Annotated in this window: 17 protein-coding genes; 8 read left to right on the top strand and 9 right to left on the bottom strand. The window is 61.5% G+C overall.

Annotated elements, in window-relative coordinates; genetic code table 11:
- Positions 1-54 precede the first annotated feature (54 nt).
- The gene (locus tag HDF12_RS01330; RefSeq protein ID WP_179580615.1) at positions 55-939 is read right to left on the bottom strand and encodes an SDR family oxidoreductase; all 885 of its coding nucleotides are present in this window, start codon (positions 937-939) and stop codon (positions 55-57) included.
- A 177-nt stretch (positions 940-1116) separates the two neighbouring features.
- Between HDF12_RS01330 and HDF12_RS01325 the strand changes: the two genes are divergently transcribed.
- Positions 1117-1716 (top strand): TetR/AcrR family transcriptional regulator, encoded by a 600-nt coding sequence (locus HDF12_RS01325; RefSeq protein ID WP_257025298.1) that lies wholly within the window; start codon positions 1117-1119, stop codon positions 1714-1716.
- Positions 1717-1804: 88 nt separating this feature from the next.
- Here HDF12_RS01325 and HDF12_RS01320 read toward each other — a convergent pair whose 3' ends face one another.
- Positions 1805-3166, bottom strand: coding sequence for an FAD-binding oxidoreductase (locus tag HDF12_RS01320; RefSeq protein WP_179580613.1), 1362 nt, complete (start codon positions 3164-3166; stop codon positions 1805-1807).
- Between the two features lie 377 nt (positions 3167-3543).
- A complete protein-coding gene (locus HDF12_RS01315) occupies positions 3544-4896 on the bottom strand; it encodes an SGNH/GDSL hydrolase family protein (RefSeq protein WP_179580611.1) in 1353 nt (450 codons plus the stop codon).
- A gap of 167 nt (positions 4897-5063) precedes the next feature.
- On the opposite strand from HDF12_RS01315, the gene alr reads away from it, so the two are divergent.
- Positions 5064-6260, top strand: a complete 1197-nt coding sequence (alr, locus tag HDF12_RS01310; protein ID WP_179580609.1) for an alanine racemase — start codon at positions 5064-5066, stop codon at positions 6258-6260.
- A gap of 182 nt (positions 6261-6442) precedes the next feature.
- On the opposite strand, the gene HDF12_RS01305 is transcribed toward alr, so the two are convergent.
- Positions 6443-7261, bottom strand: a complete 819-nt coding sequence (locus tag HDF12_RS01305; RefSeq protein WP_179580607.1) for an alpha/beta fold hydrolase — start codon at positions 7259-7261, stop codon at positions 6443-6445.
- 127 nt (positions 7262-7388) lie between these two features.
- On the opposite strand from HDF12_RS01305, the gene HDF12_RS01300 reads away from it, so the two are divergent.
- The 3 genes from HDF12_RS01300 to HDF12_RS01290 all read left to right on the top strand — a co-directional run bounded on the left by HDF12_RS01300 (position 7389) and on the right by HDF12_RS01290 (position 9288).
- Positions 7389-7601 (top strand): hypothetical protein, encoded by a 213-nt coding sequence (locus HDF12_RS01300; RefSeq protein WP_179580605.1) that lies wholly within the window; start codon positions 7389-7391, stop codon positions 7599-7601.
- On the top strand, positions 7601-8689 hold the full coding sequence (locus HDF12_RS01295; protein WP_373563827.1) for a Gfo/Idh/MocA family oxidoreductase: 1089 nt from the start codon (positions 7601-7603) through the stop codon (positions 8687-8689). Before HDF12_RS01300 ends, HDF12_RS01295 begins: the two co-directional genes overlap by 1 nt.
- A gap of 113 nt (positions 8690-8802) precedes the next feature.
- Positions 8803-9288, top strand: coding sequence for a DoxX family protein (locus HDF12_RS01290; RefSeq protein WP_179580603.1), 486 nt, complete (start codon positions 8803-8805; stop codon positions 9286-9288).
- 264 nt (positions 9289-9552) lie between these two features.
- Here HDF12_RS01290 and HDF12_RS01285 read toward each other — a convergent pair whose 3' ends face one another.
- From HDF12_RS01285 to HDF12_RS01275, 3 genes are all read right to left on the bottom strand, one after another.
- Positions 9553-10437 carry a LolA family protein gene (locus HDF12_RS01285; RefSeq protein ID WP_218892279.1) on the bottom strand — a complete coding sequence of 295 codons (885 nt, stop codon included), beginning with the start codon at positions 10435-10437 and terminating at the stop codon, positions 9553-9555.
- Between the two features lie 145 nt (positions 10438-10582).
- Positions 10583-11590 carry an endolytic transglycosylase MltG gene (mltG, locus tag HDF12_RS01280; protein ID WP_179580600.1) on the bottom strand — a complete coding sequence of 336 codons (1008 nt, stop codon included), beginning with the start codon at positions 11588-11590 and terminating at the stop codon, positions 10583-10585.
- A 100-nt stretch (positions 11591-11690) separates the two neighbouring features.
- Positions 11691-11942: a hypothetical protein gene (locus HDF12_RS01275; RefSeq protein WP_179580598.1), complete on the bottom strand. Its 252-nt coding sequence runs from the start codon at positions 11940-11942 to the stop codon at positions 11691-11693.
- A 76-nt stretch (positions 11943-12018) separates the two neighbouring features.
- Here HDF12_RS01275 and HDF12_RS01270 point away from each other — a divergent pair, with 76 nt between their 5' ends.
- A complete protein-coding gene (locus HDF12_RS01270; protein ID WP_179583213.1) occupies positions 12019-12498 on the top strand; it encodes a GreA/GreB family elongation factor in 480 nt (159 codons plus the stop codon).
- 89 nt (positions 12499-12587) lie between these two features.
- Positions 12588-13226, top strand: a complete 639-nt coding sequence (locus tag HDF12_RS01265) for a CDP-alcohol phosphatidyltransferase family protein (RefSeq protein WP_179580596.1) — start codon at positions 12588-12590, stop codon at positions 13224-13226.
- Between the two features lie 228 nt (positions 13227-13454).
- On the opposite strand, the gene poxB is transcribed toward HDF12_RS01265, so the two are convergent.
- Positions 13455-15191: a ubiquinone-dependent pyruvate dehydrogenase gene (gene poxB, locus HDF12_RS01260; protein ID WP_179580594.1), complete on the bottom strand. Its 1737-nt coding sequence runs from the start codon at positions 15189-15191 to the stop codon at positions 13455-13457.
- Positions 15172-15453: a KTSC domain-containing protein gene (locus HDF12_RS01255; protein ID WP_179580592.1), complete on the bottom strand. Its 282-nt coding sequence runs from the start codon at positions 15451-15453 to the stop codon at positions 15172-15174. Before HDF12_RS01255 ends, poxB begins: the two co-directional genes overlap by 20 nt.
- A gap of 32 nt (positions 15454-15485) precedes the next feature.
- On the opposite strand from HDF12_RS01255, the gene HDF12_RS01250 reads away from it, so the two are divergent.
- A complete protein-coding gene (locus HDF12_RS01250) occupies positions 15486-16406 on the top strand; it encodes an isoaspartyl peptidase/L-asparaginase (RefSeq protein ID WP_179580590.1) in 921 nt (306 codons plus the stop codon).
- Positions 16407-16729: the final 323 nt, after the last annotated feature.

Raw genomic sequence — 16729 nt, 5'->3', positions numbered from 1 at the left:
CGGAACGACCCAGGGGCCTCGGCGTTGGGCGGTCTTAGTCGTCCAACGGAATCGTCAGTACTTCCTATTCGTCAAATCCTCGATCAGCCCCGGCCCTGTTGGCTCCCAGCCAAGTGTCTTGCGCGTCCACTCGCTTGAACCCGGCATATTCTGTGCTGCAGCGTGCCCGAAGAAGATCCCGAAGTGCTCGACGGCCTTTTCAGCGGGGATCGAAACCACCGGCACCTGCAGCCCCTTACCGATCGTCTCCGCGATATCCCGCAGCGACACGCCCTCTTCCTGCAAAGCGTGATACGTCGTCGTGCCTGGTCCCGTCTTCTCGACCGCCAGACGATACAGGTGAGCAACATCTTTTAGCGGAGCTGCGGCCCAGCGGTTCGCGCCGTCGCCCACATAAGCCGAAACACCCTTCTCGCGAGCGATCTGAATCAACCTCGTCACCAGCCCCTGCTTGCGCGTGTCATGCACCTGCGGTAGCCGCACAATCGCCGCATGAACACCCCTTGCCGCCACAGCCTGCGCCGCCTGTTCCGGCCTGCGCGGCATCGCGGGCGAGTCTGCCGGGGGATCAGTCTCTTTGCGCAGCTGACCCGGTGCACTGGGCCCGACCCCGGAGGTGATCACCAGCAACTTGCCTGGTTCGAGGACCGATCCCATGGCCTCAATCGCCTGGATCTCGTCCTTCGCATTCTGCGCAAACTTCGAAAAGTCGTCGTGGTTGAAGGCCAGGTTTACCACAGCATCCATCCCCTCGGCTCCGCGGCGCAGGCAGTCGAGGTCCTGGAAGTCGCCGCGATGGACCTCGGCACCGACAGCCTTCAACTGCTCCACGCCGGCATCGCTGCGGGTAAGTCCACGCACCTGGTGCCCTACCTCAATCAACTCTTTCACCAGCTCCGTCCCAATGAATCCCGTCGAACCCGTTACGAATAGACGCATGGTCACTCCTCCTGTTGTTGGTGGCGCAGTCTACCAAGCCCGCGTCAAGTTGACATTCAGGCCGGTGCCTTATAAAACGGGGACTGTCCCCGCATAAATGAGATAAACGGGGATAGTCCCCGGTTGCATAAAATTTTCGTCTCCGCTTCTATGGCCAAAAAGAAGTTGTCGCGCCCCTTGCCTGCTCGCAAACCCCGTGCCGACGCGGAGCGCAACCGCGAGCGCATCCTTGAGGTGGCCAAGGATGTTTTCACACGCGATGGAGCAGCTGCGAGCCTCGACGACATCGCACGCCGATCCGGCATCGGCAACGCTACCCTATATCGCCACTTCGCAACTCGCGACGACCTCATCGAAGCTGTTTATCGCAGCGAAGTCGAAAAGCTTGCTGCAGCCGAACAGCGCTTCGCTGCCACCATGCCACCGCTAGAAGCGCTGCGTGCGTGGATGCTTCTCTTTATCGACCATGTCGCCGGAAAGATGCTCATCATCCCGGCCATGAATACGATCGCTGGAGGCTCCGTGCGGCTTATGGAAGGCTCCCGGTCGCTCATCCACACCGCCTTTGTAGCCTCCGTAAATCGGGCCGTCGCCAGTGGCGATCTCCGCTCCGACACCGACGCCAATGACTTCGTCCGTGCCCTCGTTGGCGTCTTCCACACCGCTGCTCAGCCCGGCTGGGAGCCCAGCGCCCGCCGTCTTGTTGACATCCTCATCGCAGGTTCGCGCTCAACGCCGAGGCACCCCTCCACTCCGCCCGGCAGGCGGCGAAAATAGGGGCGCGCTGTATCTATCCAACCAGGCAGCGAATGGCCTCTGGATTACTTTCCGTTTCCGGACCTGCGGACGGAGAGTGGTCGGGCGGCTAACTCTTCGCGGGCGGAATGTTTTGATTGAAGCGGAACAGATTCGCGGGATCGTACTGCGCTTTGATCGCCGCGAGGCGCTGGAAGCGGGCGTCGCTGTAGGCGGAGTGCACGTCCTCTCCCTCCGAGAGATAGTTTACGTAGGCGCCGCCGGTTGAGTAGGGGAGAATCTTCTGCCAGCCATCCCGCGCCCACGCCGTTTGTTCGGTGTCGATTGCGGGATCGTCCGAGATGGCCAGAAGACTCAGGTTGAACATTGCGTCGCGGTGTCCGAAGGCCGTGGCGTCTGTGGGTACCCGTGCAACCGCGCCTCCGTAGACCTCGATCATGATGAGGTTCCGTGGCGAAGGGGACGTGCTGAGGGTTTCGATCATCAGGTCGAAGATGTCGTCGGTGAGAGTTTTGAGAAACGCGGATTTCCAGAAGTGACGCTGGCCCTTGGGGTAGGACACATCGACTTGTTGCTGCAACGCGCAGTATGGCATGCGCGCGACCGTGTCGACCAGAACCGATCCCAGTTCGCGGAAAGACTGAAGGGCGCGTTCGCCCTCCCCTTCGGTCCCGATATCGCTCAACACTACGGCGACGGCCTTCCCGCCGTCCGGAGCCGGCAGGACTGCGGCCAATAGCGTAAGGTTGTCGCTCGCTTCGAGAGACAGGTCGCGAAATCGCTGCAATACGGTCTTCGACAACTCGAACGGAAACACGATCATTCCGCCGAGCGGTTCCCGGACGGGATGAAGTTGAAATTCGAACGCCGTGACGACCCCGAAGTTGCCTCCACCGCCGCGTAGCGCCCAGAAGAGATCGGGGTTGGAGTCGGCACTCGCGGTCACCAGTTCCCCGGAGGCTGTGACGACGTCGGCGGAAACGAGGTTGTCGCAAGCCATTCCGTAACGCCGCGACAGGTAGCCGTAGCCTCCACCAAGGGTGAGGCCGGCGATGCCAGTGGTCGAGATCGCGCCTCCCGGTGAAGCGAGGCCAAAGGCTTGCGTCTCGTGATCGTATTCGCACCACAAGACACCGCCGCCTGCGCGCGCTCTGCGCTCGGCTGAATCGACCTGAACCGACTTCAACCTTGCAAGGTCGATGACGATGCTGCCATTGCCTACCGCGGTTCCCGCCACGTTGTGGCCGCCGCCACGGATGGCAACCGGGAGACCGCGTTCACTCGCGAACTGCACGGTCGCGATCACGTCTGCGACTCCGGCGGCGCAGACGATCGCTGCCGGCCGGCGGTCGATCATGCCGTTCCAGACCTGCCGCGCCTCATCGTAGCCGTCGCCGCCGGGGAGATGAACTGTGCCCCGAACCAGGCTTTTCAATTCCTGCGGATCACTCGTATCAATTTGAGGCGTCATTCGTTATCTCCTCCAGCGCGGCTCAGTGAGCTCGCATCAACACCTTGGGGTCTGGTGAACGCTGTTGCGGGCAGACGCGGTTACCGGGAAGCGTGAATCTGGTGTGGAAGTTGGCCGCCGAACTCCGGTCGGAGTATAGGCAATCCGGAGGGTATCACCTCGTTGTGGGATCGGCACCGGGAAACAAGGATCTCGTCATTTTCTACTGGATTGTCTTCTACTGGATTGTCCGCAATTTGGAAATGGGCAGCGATGGGCTGGTGTCTGAGGATAGAGTTTCGCAAACAATCTCCTCTGCACTCCGCTGTGCGATGAGACTGCGCGGTTGCGGTCGAAATGACGATTTGCAGAGTTTTGAGGCTGGCCTTTTTAGATATCTACTGCTTCGTTCCGAGGATGCTGGAGATGTGTTTTCCGGCGTTGGCTGGCATGATTCTGGGGCGGGCGGAGGGGGCGACCTCGGCGGCGAGGTTGGGCGGCCAGTAGGGGTCGGTGGCGGCGACGGGGCCCAGGGGGACGTCAGGGATCTTGGTGCTGATCGCGGTGTTCATGGTGTCGATGAAGGTGTTGGCGACTACGGCGTATCCGACGTTGGTGGGGTGGATGCCGTCGAGGGCGAAGATGCCGCCGAGAAAGCTGGAGGTGCCGGTGTAACCGTTGATGGTGACGCCATTGGCGAAGGCCTGGTTGAAGAGGGCGTTGATGTCGACAAGGGTTGCGTTGGCGGCCTTTGCCTGAGAGGCGATGACCTGGTTGAAGGCTGTGACCTGAGTCTGGACAGTCACGACCTCGGCGGCCGAGAGGAAGCCGGCGTCGTCGATGGGGCCTTTCTGTTGGCCTGTGAGGATGAGCGGGATCTCGGCGGTACCGGTGGGATTGACGAGGTCGCCGGGGACGATGCCGAGGATCTGGCTGAGAACGGCGATGGGAAGGCCGGTTTCGGCGGAGACTTCGCCGAGGACCAGAGCGGCGGGGGTGAGGTAGGGGACTTTGGTGACGTCGGGGATGTTGGCGATGACGAGGTGAGCGGGGGTCATCGTGGTGAGCTCGGTGATGAGGGCCTGGTACTGGCTGGTGAAGTTGGCGACGGAGGTCATGCTGGAGGGCATGCCGGTCTCGTCGGCGACGAGGGCGTCGTTGTTGCCGATCCAGAGGAAGATGGTGGTGGGTTGGGCCTTGATGGCGAAGGTGGCCTGGCTGTTGGCCTGTCCGTAGCCGAGACCGGGGAAGCCGAGGACAAGTTGGGTGATCTGCTGCTGGGGGGTGCTCGGATTGACCAGCGGGAGGGTGTTCATGACGTCGTTGAGCAGGGCTCCGGGGACCGCGAGGTCGGTGACCTGGGTGGCGAAGTTGTCGCGGCCTTTGGTGGTGACTGTGGGCTCGACTTGCGTGATGACGGGCGGTGGTCCGAGCGATTCGAGCTGGAGGACGTTAGGGGCGCCGGGATAGGCGATGAGCGGTTGGATGATGTTGAAGCCGGCCTGGGCGGCGAGGACGGGGGCCCAGCCATGGACCTGAGTGGTGTCGAGGAGGGAGCCGCTCTGGAAGCCGGCGGTGAGGGAGTCGCCGAGGAAGACGGTGTTGGAGAAGTTGCCGATGTTCTTGGCCTGCTGGGCCTGGAGGTCGGCGAGCTCCTTGGAGGTGCTGCTGCCGTTATTGTTGCAACCGGCGAAAGAAAGGGCGAGGGCAGCGGCTAGGCTGGAGTGCAACAGGACTGAACGGCTATTCATTTTCATGGCGACGGACAAACCCCTTGGAGACGTCGCGGACCCTGGGTGGAGGCGCGGCGGGTGTGCTTTCTGCAGACGTGGCTTTGTATCACACTCGGGGTGCGATGGGGAACAAGAGGTATTTGGGGAGGATCTGCTGGAGCGGGCGGCGACGGTAGGATAGGGATGTGAAGAACTGGGTGGAGGTTTCGGAGCGGCGGCTGGCGGGAAACTACAGGCTGCTGCAAGGGGCGGCTGGTGCGGAGACTGCGGTGCTGGCAGTGGTGAAGGCCAATGCGTATGGGCATGGAGCGGCGGTGTGTGCGCCGGTGCTGGCTAGGGCGGGTGCGGAGTGGCTGGGTGTGACCGATGTTGCTGAGGGTGCGGCGGTGCGGGAGGCTTTGGCCGGGGCTGGGATTTCGCGGCGAGAGCAGCCGGAGATTCTGGTGATGTCGGGGTTGCTGCGCGAGGATGTGGGGGATGTGATTCGGCATGGGCTGACGCCGGTGGTTTGGCTAAGGGAGCAGATGGAGTGGCTGGTGGAGGCTGCCGGGCAGAGTGGCGGAGTGGTGATGCCGGTTCATGTGGAGATCGATACGGGGATGGCTCGGCAGGGGGTGACGCCGGGGGAGGAGCTGGAGGCGCTGCTGGGATGGGTGAAGGGGCAGACTGCGTTACGGGTGAATGGGGTGATGACGCACTTTGCGTCGTCGGAGGTGGCGGGGTCGGCGCAGACGGTGGCGCAGAGGAAGAGATTTGAGGAGGCGATGGGTGCGGTTGCGGCGGCGGGGTTGCGGCCAGTGTGGGTGCATGCGGGGAACTCTTCGACGCTGGACAATCAGGGGGGAGAAGGAAATGTTGCGTGGCTGCGGGGACTGGCGGCTGGGGTTGGGGCAAAGTCTATGGTGCGGACCGGGATTGCGCTTTATGGGTACTGTCTTCCGATCGAGGGTGGCGGGCTGAACACGGTGCGACGGGAGCTGCAGCCGGTGATGACGTGGAAGACGCGAGTGATTGGGGTGCGCGAGGTGGAGGCGGGAGAGACGGTTGGGTATAACGGGATCTTTGTGGCGGAGCGAGCGATGCGGCTGGCGCTGCTGCCGGTTGGATATGCGGATGGACTGCGACGGGAGCTTTCGGCGTCGAACGCGCGGCTGGGGGGGTGGGCGATGGTGCGGGGGCAGAGGGCGGCGATTGTGGGGCGGGTGTCGATGAACCTTACCGTTGTGGATGTGAGCGGGATCGCAGATGTTGCGGTGGGGGATGAGGTGGTGGTGCTGGGGGACGGGGCGACGGCGGACGATCATGCGCGGCTGGCGGGCACGATTGCCTATGAGATTGTCTGCGGCGTGCGGGCGGCGCATCGGTGTGGGATTGCCGGTTAGGGAAGTGCGCCCTGCGCGGGCGGCGGTCACTTCGTGACTTGTATACCGCTTCGCTTGGTCCTCCCGTTGGTCGCGAGGGAAGATGATTTCCGACCAACGGGAGGACCACGCGAAGCTCCAGAGAGGCGTGTGAACGCCCGCTCCACGCGCAGTGGGCCCGTCCGGCAGGACAGAGCTTCGATCTAACGCTGGGGTTGGCGTTCGCTGAGGAAGGCGAGCAGGGCGGCGTTGAACTGCTGCGGGCGCTGCAGCGGGGCGAAGTGGCTTACTTCTTTCAGGAAGAGGAGCTTTGCGTCTGGGATGTTTTGAGCGAGGTACTGGGCGTGTTCATCCCGGATGAACTCGTCGTGTTCGGCCTGGACGATCAGGACTGGCACGCCGATCTGGGATAGATCGTGCGTGGAGTAGTTGGGTTGGGACTTCATCATGATGCCAACGGCCTCGGCGAACTCGTGGAACTGATCGGGTGTGGCGGAGAGCTGGGCGTAGTCCTGCAAGTGGCGGGAGAGACAACGGGAGAGCAGGGAGTTGTGTTGGTTAATTTGCTTCAGGCCGCTGGGGTCCATGTTGCAGCCGAAGAAAAATGCGCCGGCGACGCGGGTGGGGGCTTGCGCGGCGACGATGAGAGCGGTGCAGGCGCCGTCGCTCCAGCCGACGAGGGACGCTTGTTTGAGATGCAGGGTGTCCATGACGGCGAGGACGTCGGAGGCCATGAGCTCGTAGGTGTAGGGGCGGGTGTTGCGTGTGCTGCGGCCGTGGCCTCGGCTGTCGATGAGGATGACGCGGTGGCCGGCTTCGAGGAGCGCGGGGACCTGATAGCCCCAGTTGCCGCTGTGGCCGAGGCCTCCGTGGAGCAGGATGACAGGCGAGCCGGAGCCGTAGGTCGCGTACCAGATGCGGGCTCCCTCGTGTTCGACGTGGCCGTGGTGTTCGAGCGGCGGGAGTGCGACGCCTTCGGCTTCGAACCTGGTCAGGTCGTCGTCATGGTCCTCTAATTTCATTTCCAAGTGCACCTCCATTGGTAGACGTTGCAGGAGAAGTCTATCGTTGTGGTGAAGCGGCACCCATTTGCGTGCATGGCATGTGGGCCGTTAACATCAGGCTAAGAGAAACGAGAGGAACCACTTCATGGAATCCATCAGCACAGCGCGCCGTACCGAAGATATCGCGCTTGACCTACTCAAGTTTGTTGCATCGCAGGCGAATGTTGGAAGCAAATCGGCGGGATCAACTGGTTTTGGTCTGCCTACCTCGTCGAAGAGTGAGGAACAGGTGACGCATCTGCTTGAGCTGTATGCCCGCTGCCGCGAGGCGGTTGAGGCTCCGGTCGAAAAGAAGTAGTGGCACAAGAAGGTGTGGCTGGGACGCAGGCTCTGCGTGTCGCGGTGGTTGGGGCGGGAGCGTTTGGGCGGAATCATCTGCGGGTGCTGCGGGAGCTACAGCACGCTGGGCAGGCGGTTGAGCTTGTGGCCGTGGTGGATCGGGATTCGGCGGCTCTGGCTGCGGCTTCGGAGAAGTTTGGTGTGGCGGGCTTTGAGACGATTGAGGCTTGCCTGGCTGCGGTTGGGCGGCTTGATGCTGCGTCGGTTTGCGTGCCGACGGTCCATCATGCGAGCGCGGCTGCGCCGCTGTTGGCGGCTGGGGTGGATCTGCTGATTGAGAAGCCGCTGGCGGCTAATCTTGCTGATGCTGATCTGATTCTGGAGCTGGCTCGCAAGCATGGGCGCGTGGTGCAGGTGGGGCACCTGGAGAGATTTAATCCCGCGGTGACTGCCGCGCGGGAACATCTGCATAAGCCGATGTTCTTTGAGGCGCACCGTCTGAGTATCTTTACGCCGCGTTCGCTGGATGTGGATGTTGTTCTGGATCTGATGATCCACGATCTGGATATTGTGCTGAGCCTGGTGGCTTCGCCGGTGCGCGAGGTGCGCGCGGTGGGGTTGCCGGTGCTGTCGCGCAAGGTGGATATTGCGAATGTGCGGGTGGAGTTCGAGAATGGCTGCATTGCGAACTTTACGGCGAGCCGGGTGAGTACGGAGCGGGTGAGGAAGCTGCGATTTTTTCAGCCGCATCAGTATCTCTCGCTGGATTTTGCGCGGCAGGATCTGTTGATGATCGATGTGACGGCGGCTGCGGGGATGGATCCGGCGGTGCTGGCTGCGATGGCGGAGAAGGCGCAACAGGCGGGGGCGCAGCTGGGATCGCTTTTGGGCGGACATCCTTCGGCGGGGCTGTCTCTGAAGAAGGTGTCGGTGGAGCTGGGCGAGCCGCTGCGGCTGGAGATTGAGGCGTTTCTGCAGGCGGTACGCACGCGCACGCGACCGTTGGTCTCGGGCGAGGATGGGCATGCAGCGCTTGCTTTGGCGCTCGAGATCAATGAGGCGATTGCGGGGCATGCAGCGCGGGCGGGGTTGCAAGACTACCTGTGACGGCTGGATTTCCCTTAATGGAAAGGGCGTAGATCGTTCGCTTAGTTTGGTGGATGCGGCTTCCGGAGTGCGGTATGTTTGGGAGGGGGAGCCTGCGGTTTGATTCTTTGCTTATGAGATCTTCTCGCGTTGTGACGTTTGCGTTATGGGTGGGGCGGGTTGCGCTGGCGGTGACGCTGCTTTCGGCCGTGGCGGATAGATTTGGGTTGTGGGGGCCGTATGGATCGCCGCGGGCTTCGTGGGGCGACTGGGCTCACTTCGTGGCTTACTGCGGCGTTGTGAACAGCTTCGCGCCGAAGGCGTTGATTCCTGCGCTGGCGTGGATTGCTACAGGGTTTGAGATTGTGTTTGGAGCGGGGCTGTTGATTGGGTACAAGCTGGAGTATGTCGCTTATGGATCGGCTGGGTTGTTTGCGCTGTTCGCGTTGGCGATGACGTGGAGCGTGGGGATCAAGCAGCCGCTGAGCTACTCGGTGTTTGCGGACGCGGGTGGTGCTCTGCTGCTGGGGGCGCTAGTTTCGGTCGTCAAGCGCGAGGGGCGGTCGGAGCGCGGCTCGTATGGGGTGGCTGATGCCGGGGCGCGGTGGGCGGAGGACTAGAGCTTCAAACGTACTCTTGAGCTGACGAGAAAAAGCAAATTCCTCCGCTCCGCTGCGCTCCGGTCGGAATGACACCTTCTCTGGTATTTCGATCGTAATGAACCAGCAAAAGCGCAATATGCCGATATATGCCAGTGGGGGAGGGTGATGACGACTTCGCCGAAGCCGAGCTTTGCGACACTGAGCGGGCTGCAGAATGACAACAAAAGAGCAGACTGCGGAAGCGTCACTAAACAAGTTTAGCGACGGCGACCGAGGCGCAGGCTAGTCCATTTTCTTGATGGGGACGGTGTCGGGAATTTTCAGTTCGAACTGATCGTCTTCTAGCTTTTGATTGAGGGTGAGCTTGGTGAGGGTGAGGGTCAGGGTGTACTGATCCTGGGGGCGGCGGATCTCGATCTTCATGGGGAAGGGGGTGTCGCCGAACTTCTGGTAGTTGCTGTAGAAGGCGCGGGTGACGACGGTGCCGTCGGGGCCGTAGATGTCCTGCTGGTAGGGGAGCAGGTTGGCGCGACTGATGTGGATGACGCGAACGGTGTGGGCGGTCTGGCCCTTGGGCTGGGCGAGAAACTCGAGGTCGTAGTCGGGTTCCTCAATGAGGTCCTTATTGTTTTTTTCGTTTGCTACGACCCGCGTGTCCTGGGTGAGGGAGACGACCTGATCGGGGCCGAGGCCGTGGATGAGGAGCGAGTCGAAAAAGACCGCGGGACGTAGATTTTCGAGGCCGTTACTGGACGGTTTGGTGACCTCGCTGGTGCCGGTCATGGCGAGATTTCGCCTGGGGACCCAGAACCTCCAGGTTTTGCCGTCGCTGACCATATCGAGGGCCACCGAACCGAGAAAGGGGACGCGGAGCAGGACGCGGAGGTCTTGCGGTTTTCTGAGGAAGATGTACCCGCTGAAGCTGGGATACTGGGTTTCTTTGCCCTGGCGGCCTCCGCCGGTGGTGGCGACGATCTCGACGCTCGCGTTCATGGTCTGAACGGCGCTGAAGCGGACGTCGACTTGTTTGAGGAGATCTTCCAGCTCGGCGTTGAGGATGACGTCGGCGGGGCGCGTCTTGGGGACGATGCGGGTATGGGTCAGGCAACCGGTCAGCGCCGGAGCCAGCCCAAGGATTGCCATCGCCGCCGCTTGTTTTATCCTCATGAGCACAAACTTCAAGTATATCTTTCCCGGCTCGGTTCCTCTGGTTCAGGCCGTGACGCGGTTCTTTTGTACTGGTTCCGTATACGAATTGGATGTCTGGAGGTTCCGATGCGCTTCTCAAACTTCTCAGCTAAAGCGCGGTTGGCTAAGGGGTAACTCCGGTTCCGGAGAGTTGATGTTTCTGCGCGAGACGGTAGGACTGGACCTGCTGGGCGTGCTCCTGAAGGGTGGCGGAGAAGCGGGTGTGGCCGGAGGCGTCGCTGACGAAGTATAGGTAGTCGGTGCGGGCGGGGCGCGTGGCGGCTCGGAGGGCGGCGATGCCGGGGTTGGCGATGGGTCCGGGGGGCAGGCCGGCGTGTTTGTAGGTGTTATAGGGAGATGGGGACTGCAGATCGGAGGCGTAGATGGTGCCGCGCCAGCGGTTGTCGAGCAGGGCTGCGTAGATGACGGATGGGTCGGTGGCGAGGGGGATGCCTTTGGCGAGGCGGTTGACGAATACGCCGGCTACGAGGGGTCGCTCGGCGTCCTGGCGAACCTCTTTTTCGATGAGCGAGGCCATGATGACGGTCTGGGAGACGTCGTTGGTGAGGCCGAGCTGGGCGGATTCCTGGTGGAAGCGGCGCACCATGGCGGAGAGGATCTGGAGAGGTGTGGCATGGCGGGAGAACTGATAGGTGTCGGGGAAGAGATAGCCTTCGAGAGAGACGGGGGGCGGTCCGTCGGCCGTGAAGGCGGCGATGAGCTCGGTGTGCTGGCGCTCGGCGGCGAGGAAGGCGTCGCGGGGGCCGAACCCGGCTGCCTCGGCTGCCTGGGCGATGTCGAAGATGTTGAAGCCTTCGGGGATGGTGAAGGCGCGGGTGTAGACGTCGCCGTGGAGGATGCGCTGGTAGACGTCGGTCATGGGGAGCTGGCCGTCGAAGCGGTACTCGCCGGCTTTGAGGGTCCCTCCCGTCTTGAGACGCAGGAGATAGAAGGCGAGCCGGTTGCGGATGACGCCGCTGCGCTGGAGTTGGGAGGCGATGGTCTCGGTGCCGGTGCCGGGGGCGATGTCAACGAAGGTCTCGGTGGAGGGACCGTAGGGGAGGTAGATGACGCCAGCGGCGACGGCCAGGGCGATGAGCAGAAGCAGAACGAGGATACCGAGAAACTTCAAGTGCGCGCTCCGTATTTTCTGGCGTGGGATGGTCAGCGTCAGGTTGCCGACGCGCTTCGGCCGTGTCGTCTGGCTCGTGCTCTCATTTTACGGCGGACTTTTACGGCTGAGCGGGGAGTGGGCCCGCAGCAGACTCAAGTTTGTGACTACCGATGAGAGATCGAAGACGGATCTTGAGCGGTTGACGGATGAGCGGGTCCCGCGGCGAGAGAACGAAGGGGGTAATCGAGCAGGTGGCGGCGGTGTTGATTTTACAGTCGTTTCTTGAGGCGAGGGCGGATGAGCGAGGGCGTTCGTAGAGAGTGGCGGCCGGGTTGGGCGAAGGCGGAGGGGTGGTTTTGCTGTCCGCCATCGTATAATCGAGTTTTGATCAGAGAGCGTTGTCGCGCGAAGGGTTGCGCGCTCGCCAGTACTATCCGGAAGGCCCCATGCCAGAACAAGTAAAAAAGAGGCTTGCAGAAGAGATCAAGTTGCTGGAGCACGAACTAACCACCGAACTCCCTGCTGAGATCAAGAAGGCCGTCGCACTGGGCGACCTGAGTGAAAACGCCGAATACCATATGGCCAAACAGCGCCAGGTCTTCGTCAACGCCCGCCTGGGTCAGTTGAAGAAGCGGATGGGCGAGCTGGCCATGGTGAATCTCGTCAATATCCCCAATGACAAGGTCGGGTTCGGCTCGCGCGTGACGGTCTTCGACTCCAGCAAGGACGAGGAGATCAAGTATCAGCTGGTCACGAGTGAGGAGTCGGATGTGTCCAAGGGGTTGATCTCGACAACTTCCCCGATCGGTCGTGCGCTGCTGGGCAAACAGGTTGGCGAGTCTGCGACGGTGATTACACCGAACGGCAAGCGCGAACTTGAGATCCTCAAGCTACTGACCATTCACGACGCCCCCGAGGAAGAATAGACAAACGGCATCGCATGCGTGGTGTACGTGTGGCGATGTGATACCAAGAAAGCGGCAAAGACGGGGATCGTCCCCGGAGGATTAGTTTTTTGACCTGGACAAGCGCATTCGGCAAAGGCAGCGGCTGGCTGCTGCAGAAGATCGTGAACGGCCTAGCGCTGACCCGCATCTCGCCGAACGCACTGACGTTCATCGGTCTGGTGATCAACATCATCGCCGCGTGCTTCTTTGGATTTGCACGGCCGAATAATGCAAATCGGATGTTTGCCTATGCGGGGCTAATCATCATCGGTGCCGGCGTCTTCGATATGGTCGATGGGCGGGTGGCGCGGAAGACGAATCAGGTTTCGGTGTTCGGCGCGTTCTTCGATTCGGTGATGGACCGCTACTCGGATGTCGCGATCTTCTTTGGATTGCTGATCTATTACGCGCGCGGGAACCGCTTGTTTTATGTGGGACTGGTGGCGTTTGTGATGACGGCGTGTGTGATGGTGAGCTACACGCGCGCGCGGGCTGAGGCGCTGATCGGGACGTGCAAGGTGGGTTTCATGGAGCGGCCGGAGCGCATCGTGTGCGTGATTCTGGGTGCGCTGTGCAACCGGTGGGGCGTGATGGCTCCGGCGTTGTGGGTGCTGGCGCTGTTTGCGACGCTGACGGTGATTCACCGCATCCGCTACACCTATCTGGAGACGGAGCGCAGGAAGCTGCTGGAGACGCAGGCGAAATAGGCGACGCGGATTTGATCTCGACACTTTTTTCTAGAGAGAAGCTGTGTCCTGCCGGACGGGCGCCCTGCGCGGAGGGCGGCCGTTCGCACGCCTTTTTACTGCTTCGCGTGGTCCTTCCGTTGGTCGGAAGCATCTTCGTTCGCGACCAACGGGAGCGCCAAGCGAAGGGGTATACAAGTCACGAAGTGACCGCCGCCCGCGCAGGGCGCACTTCTGTACTGACACACCCTAGGGCAGGATTCGCTGGAGGACATTAGTCTTGGCGAGGTCGATGATCTCGTCGCCGCGTCCGCTGAGAACGCTTCTTGCCATATAGAGGGAGAAGCCCTTCATCTGGTCGAAACTGATGTGTGGCGGCATGGAGAGCTCCTGTCGATTCACCATGACTTCGATCAGTGCAGGCCCTGGAGTCGCGAACGCTGTCCTTAGTGCGGACTCGAGGTTGTTTGGTTGATCGACGTGGACCCCGTGGATGCCGATGGAGTTGGCTAGATCGGCGAAACTGGGGTTGTCAAGATCGGTTGCATAGTTGACGATGCCGCCGGCCTTCATCTCGAGTTCGACGAAGGCGAGAGCGCCGTTGTTGAAGACGACCATCTTGATGGGAAGCTTGAGCTGGCGGAGGGTGAGGAGGTCGCCGAGCATCATGGCGAGGCCGCCGTCGCCGGAGAGCGTGACGACTTGACGCGTGGGGAAGGCTGTTTGAGCGCCGATGGCTTGAGGGACCGCGCAGGCCATCGACCCATGAGAGAAAGAGCCGAGGAGACGACGGCGTCCGTTCATGGTGAGGTAGCGAGCTGACCAGACGGTGGGAGTGCCTACATCGCAGGTGAAGATTGCGTCGTCGGCTGCCAGCCGATCGATGAGTTTCGCGACGTACTGCGGGTGGATGGGGGTCTTGTTTTCGTCCGGACCGGCCAACTCGTTCAGGCCTTCGCGAACCTTTTTGTAGTCTTCTATCTTTGCGTCGAGATGAGCGCGGTCGGTCTTTGTTGTGAGCAGAGGAAGGAGCGCGGAGAGCGTGTCTTTGATCGAGCCGACGAGGCCGAGATCGACCTTCGTGCGGCGGCCGATCTGGTTGCCGCGGAGGTCGATCTGGATGACCTTTGCGTGCCTGGGGAAGAACTGCGGATAGGGAAAGTCGGTTCCAAGCATCAGCAACACGTCGCAGTCTTCCATGGCGCGGTAGCCGGAGCTGAAGCCGATGAGGCCGGTCAGTCCGACGTCGTAGGGATTGTCGTACTCGATGTATTCTTTGCCACGGAGCGCGTGAACGATAGGCGATTTTAAGGCTTCAGCGGTGGCTATCAACTCTTTGTGCCCGCCCTTGCAACCTGCTCCGCCTAGGATGGTGATCTTTGCTGCGGAGTTGAGGATCTCTGCGGCATCTCGCAGCTCGTCGTCGTTGGGACGGATGATGGGCTGCGCGCTTCGGATGGGAACGAGATTGTGTTCGGCGACGGCGTTGTGCAGGAGGACATCGCCGGGCAGCACGATGACGGAGACGCCGGATAGGTTGATCGCGGTGCGCATGGCGATCTCAAGCACGCGAGGCATCTGTTCGGGAACGCCGACCATCTCGCAGTAGTCGCTGCACTCTTTGAAGAGGTTTTGCGGGTGAGTCTCCTGAAAGTAGTTGGTGCCGATCTCGGCGCTGGGGATGTGCGCGGCGATGGCGAGTACGGGTACGCGGTTGCGGTGGCAGTCAAAGAGGCCGTTGATGAGGTGGAGATTGCCGGGACCACAGCTTGCCGCGCAGACTGCGAGGGAGCCGGTGAGATGCGCGTCGGCGCCCGCGGCAAATGCGGCGACCTCTTCGTTGCGCACGTGGACCCATTCCATGGTGCCGTCTCGTCGCAGTGCATCGGTAAATCCGTTGAGAGAGTCGCCTGGCAGGCCGTAGACCCTTTTTACGCCAGCGTTTCTCAGGCTTTCCACGATCAGGTCAGCGATTGTCTTTGCCATGGAGTTTCTCCAGAGTGCTCTGTTTGTGAATGTGCTGGTTGGTGACGGGTGTTTGGCGGTCTGCGACGCGTTCGTATTGATATTGCCTTGTTTTGAAGATTTCGTTGAGGTAGATGCCCTTGGACGGTGCAGCGCGAAAGGCCGCGAACTCCTCCGGCGGAACACCGAAGTACCGGTAGACACCCTGCTTCCCGCGATAGACGATGGTGAGGACTCGGGCTTCGTCGTTGTAGGACATGGCGGCGATGACACTGGAGGGCATTAGAGGGAAGACTCCCGTAGACTTGAGATGCGATGAGTGTGAAACCAGTTCTGTTAATTCATGGCGGTGCGTGGGCGATGCCTGACGACGCCATCGCCGCCCACGAAGATGGCATTGCGAACGCGCTCGCTGCCGGTTATGCACTGCTCGAACGAGGCGCTGCTGCAGTGGATGCAGTGGAGGCTGCGGTTGCGGTGATGGAGGACGATGATACCTTCGACGCGGGGCGTGGGTCGTTTCTGACGCAGGACGGCCGGGTTCAGATGGATGCTTTGCTGATGAATGGCGAGAACCTACGCACCGGCGGCGTGGCCTGCGTGGAGCGGCTGCGGAATCCCATACGGGCGGCGCGGCTGGTGCTGGATAAGTCGCCGCATGTGTACTTTGTCGGGACGGGAGCTGAGCGTTTTGCGCGGCAGCATGGCATGGCGCTTTGCGACAACACGGAGCTGGTGGTGCCACGGGAGCGGGAGCGGTTGTATAAGGCTCAAGCCGACGAACTGGCGGGGTTGCCGGATGAGACCTTTTCGGGGAGTCTTGAGTCGCACGATACGGTGGGGGCTGTGGCGCTTGATGTTCATGGAAATATTGCGGCTGGCACGAGTACGGGCGGCACGCTGAATAAGGCTCCCGGGCGTGTGGGGGATTCTTCGTTGATCGGGTGTGGCTGCTATGCGGATAATCTCTCGGCGGCGGTGTCGCTGACGGGTTGGGGCGAGCCGATTATGAAGCTGGTGCTGGGGAAGTGGGCCGTGGATCGTGTGGCGGCTGGAGCCAGCCCTGACGAGGCTGCGCACGAGGCTATCGATTATCTGTTCAGCCGGCTGGGTGGGCACGGCGGGATTATTTTGCTGGGGCCAGATGGCCGCGTGGGGATGGCCCACAATACGCCACGTATGGCCTGGGGACTGCAGACGCCTGCGGGGAAGCAACTGGGCGTGACTCGGAATTGAAGTTAGAGAGGCTTGATATGATGTAGGCCTACGGAGGCTCTATGCGTACTGCTGCGCTCTGGAGGCGGTAGCCTTGCGGCGCAAGCAAACACTTCGAGCGCGTCCACAAACCTGAGCATACCGACAGCAATGACGAGAGCCTATGTGGTCCCGAAAGCCAGCGATGTAGTGCATCTCATAGCGCTTAGCCAGAGTTACGAACACTATGTCCACGAGATCCCGCTTGCTCAGAACAAAGATCAATACTTGAAGCCGGTCTCCTCTGCCAGTCAGGAACACGGAGCAGTCACGATCGCGGTAGTTGCACCTTGGCTACAAAGGAA

Source organism: Tunturiibacter gelidiferens, assembly GCF_013410115.1.
Taxonomy (GTDB): domain Bacteria; phylum Acidobacteriota; class Terriglobia; order Terriglobales; family Acidobacteriaceae; genus Edaphobacter; species Edaphobacter gelidiferens.
This window is presented reverse-complemented; position numbering and strand designations above follow the sequence as displayed.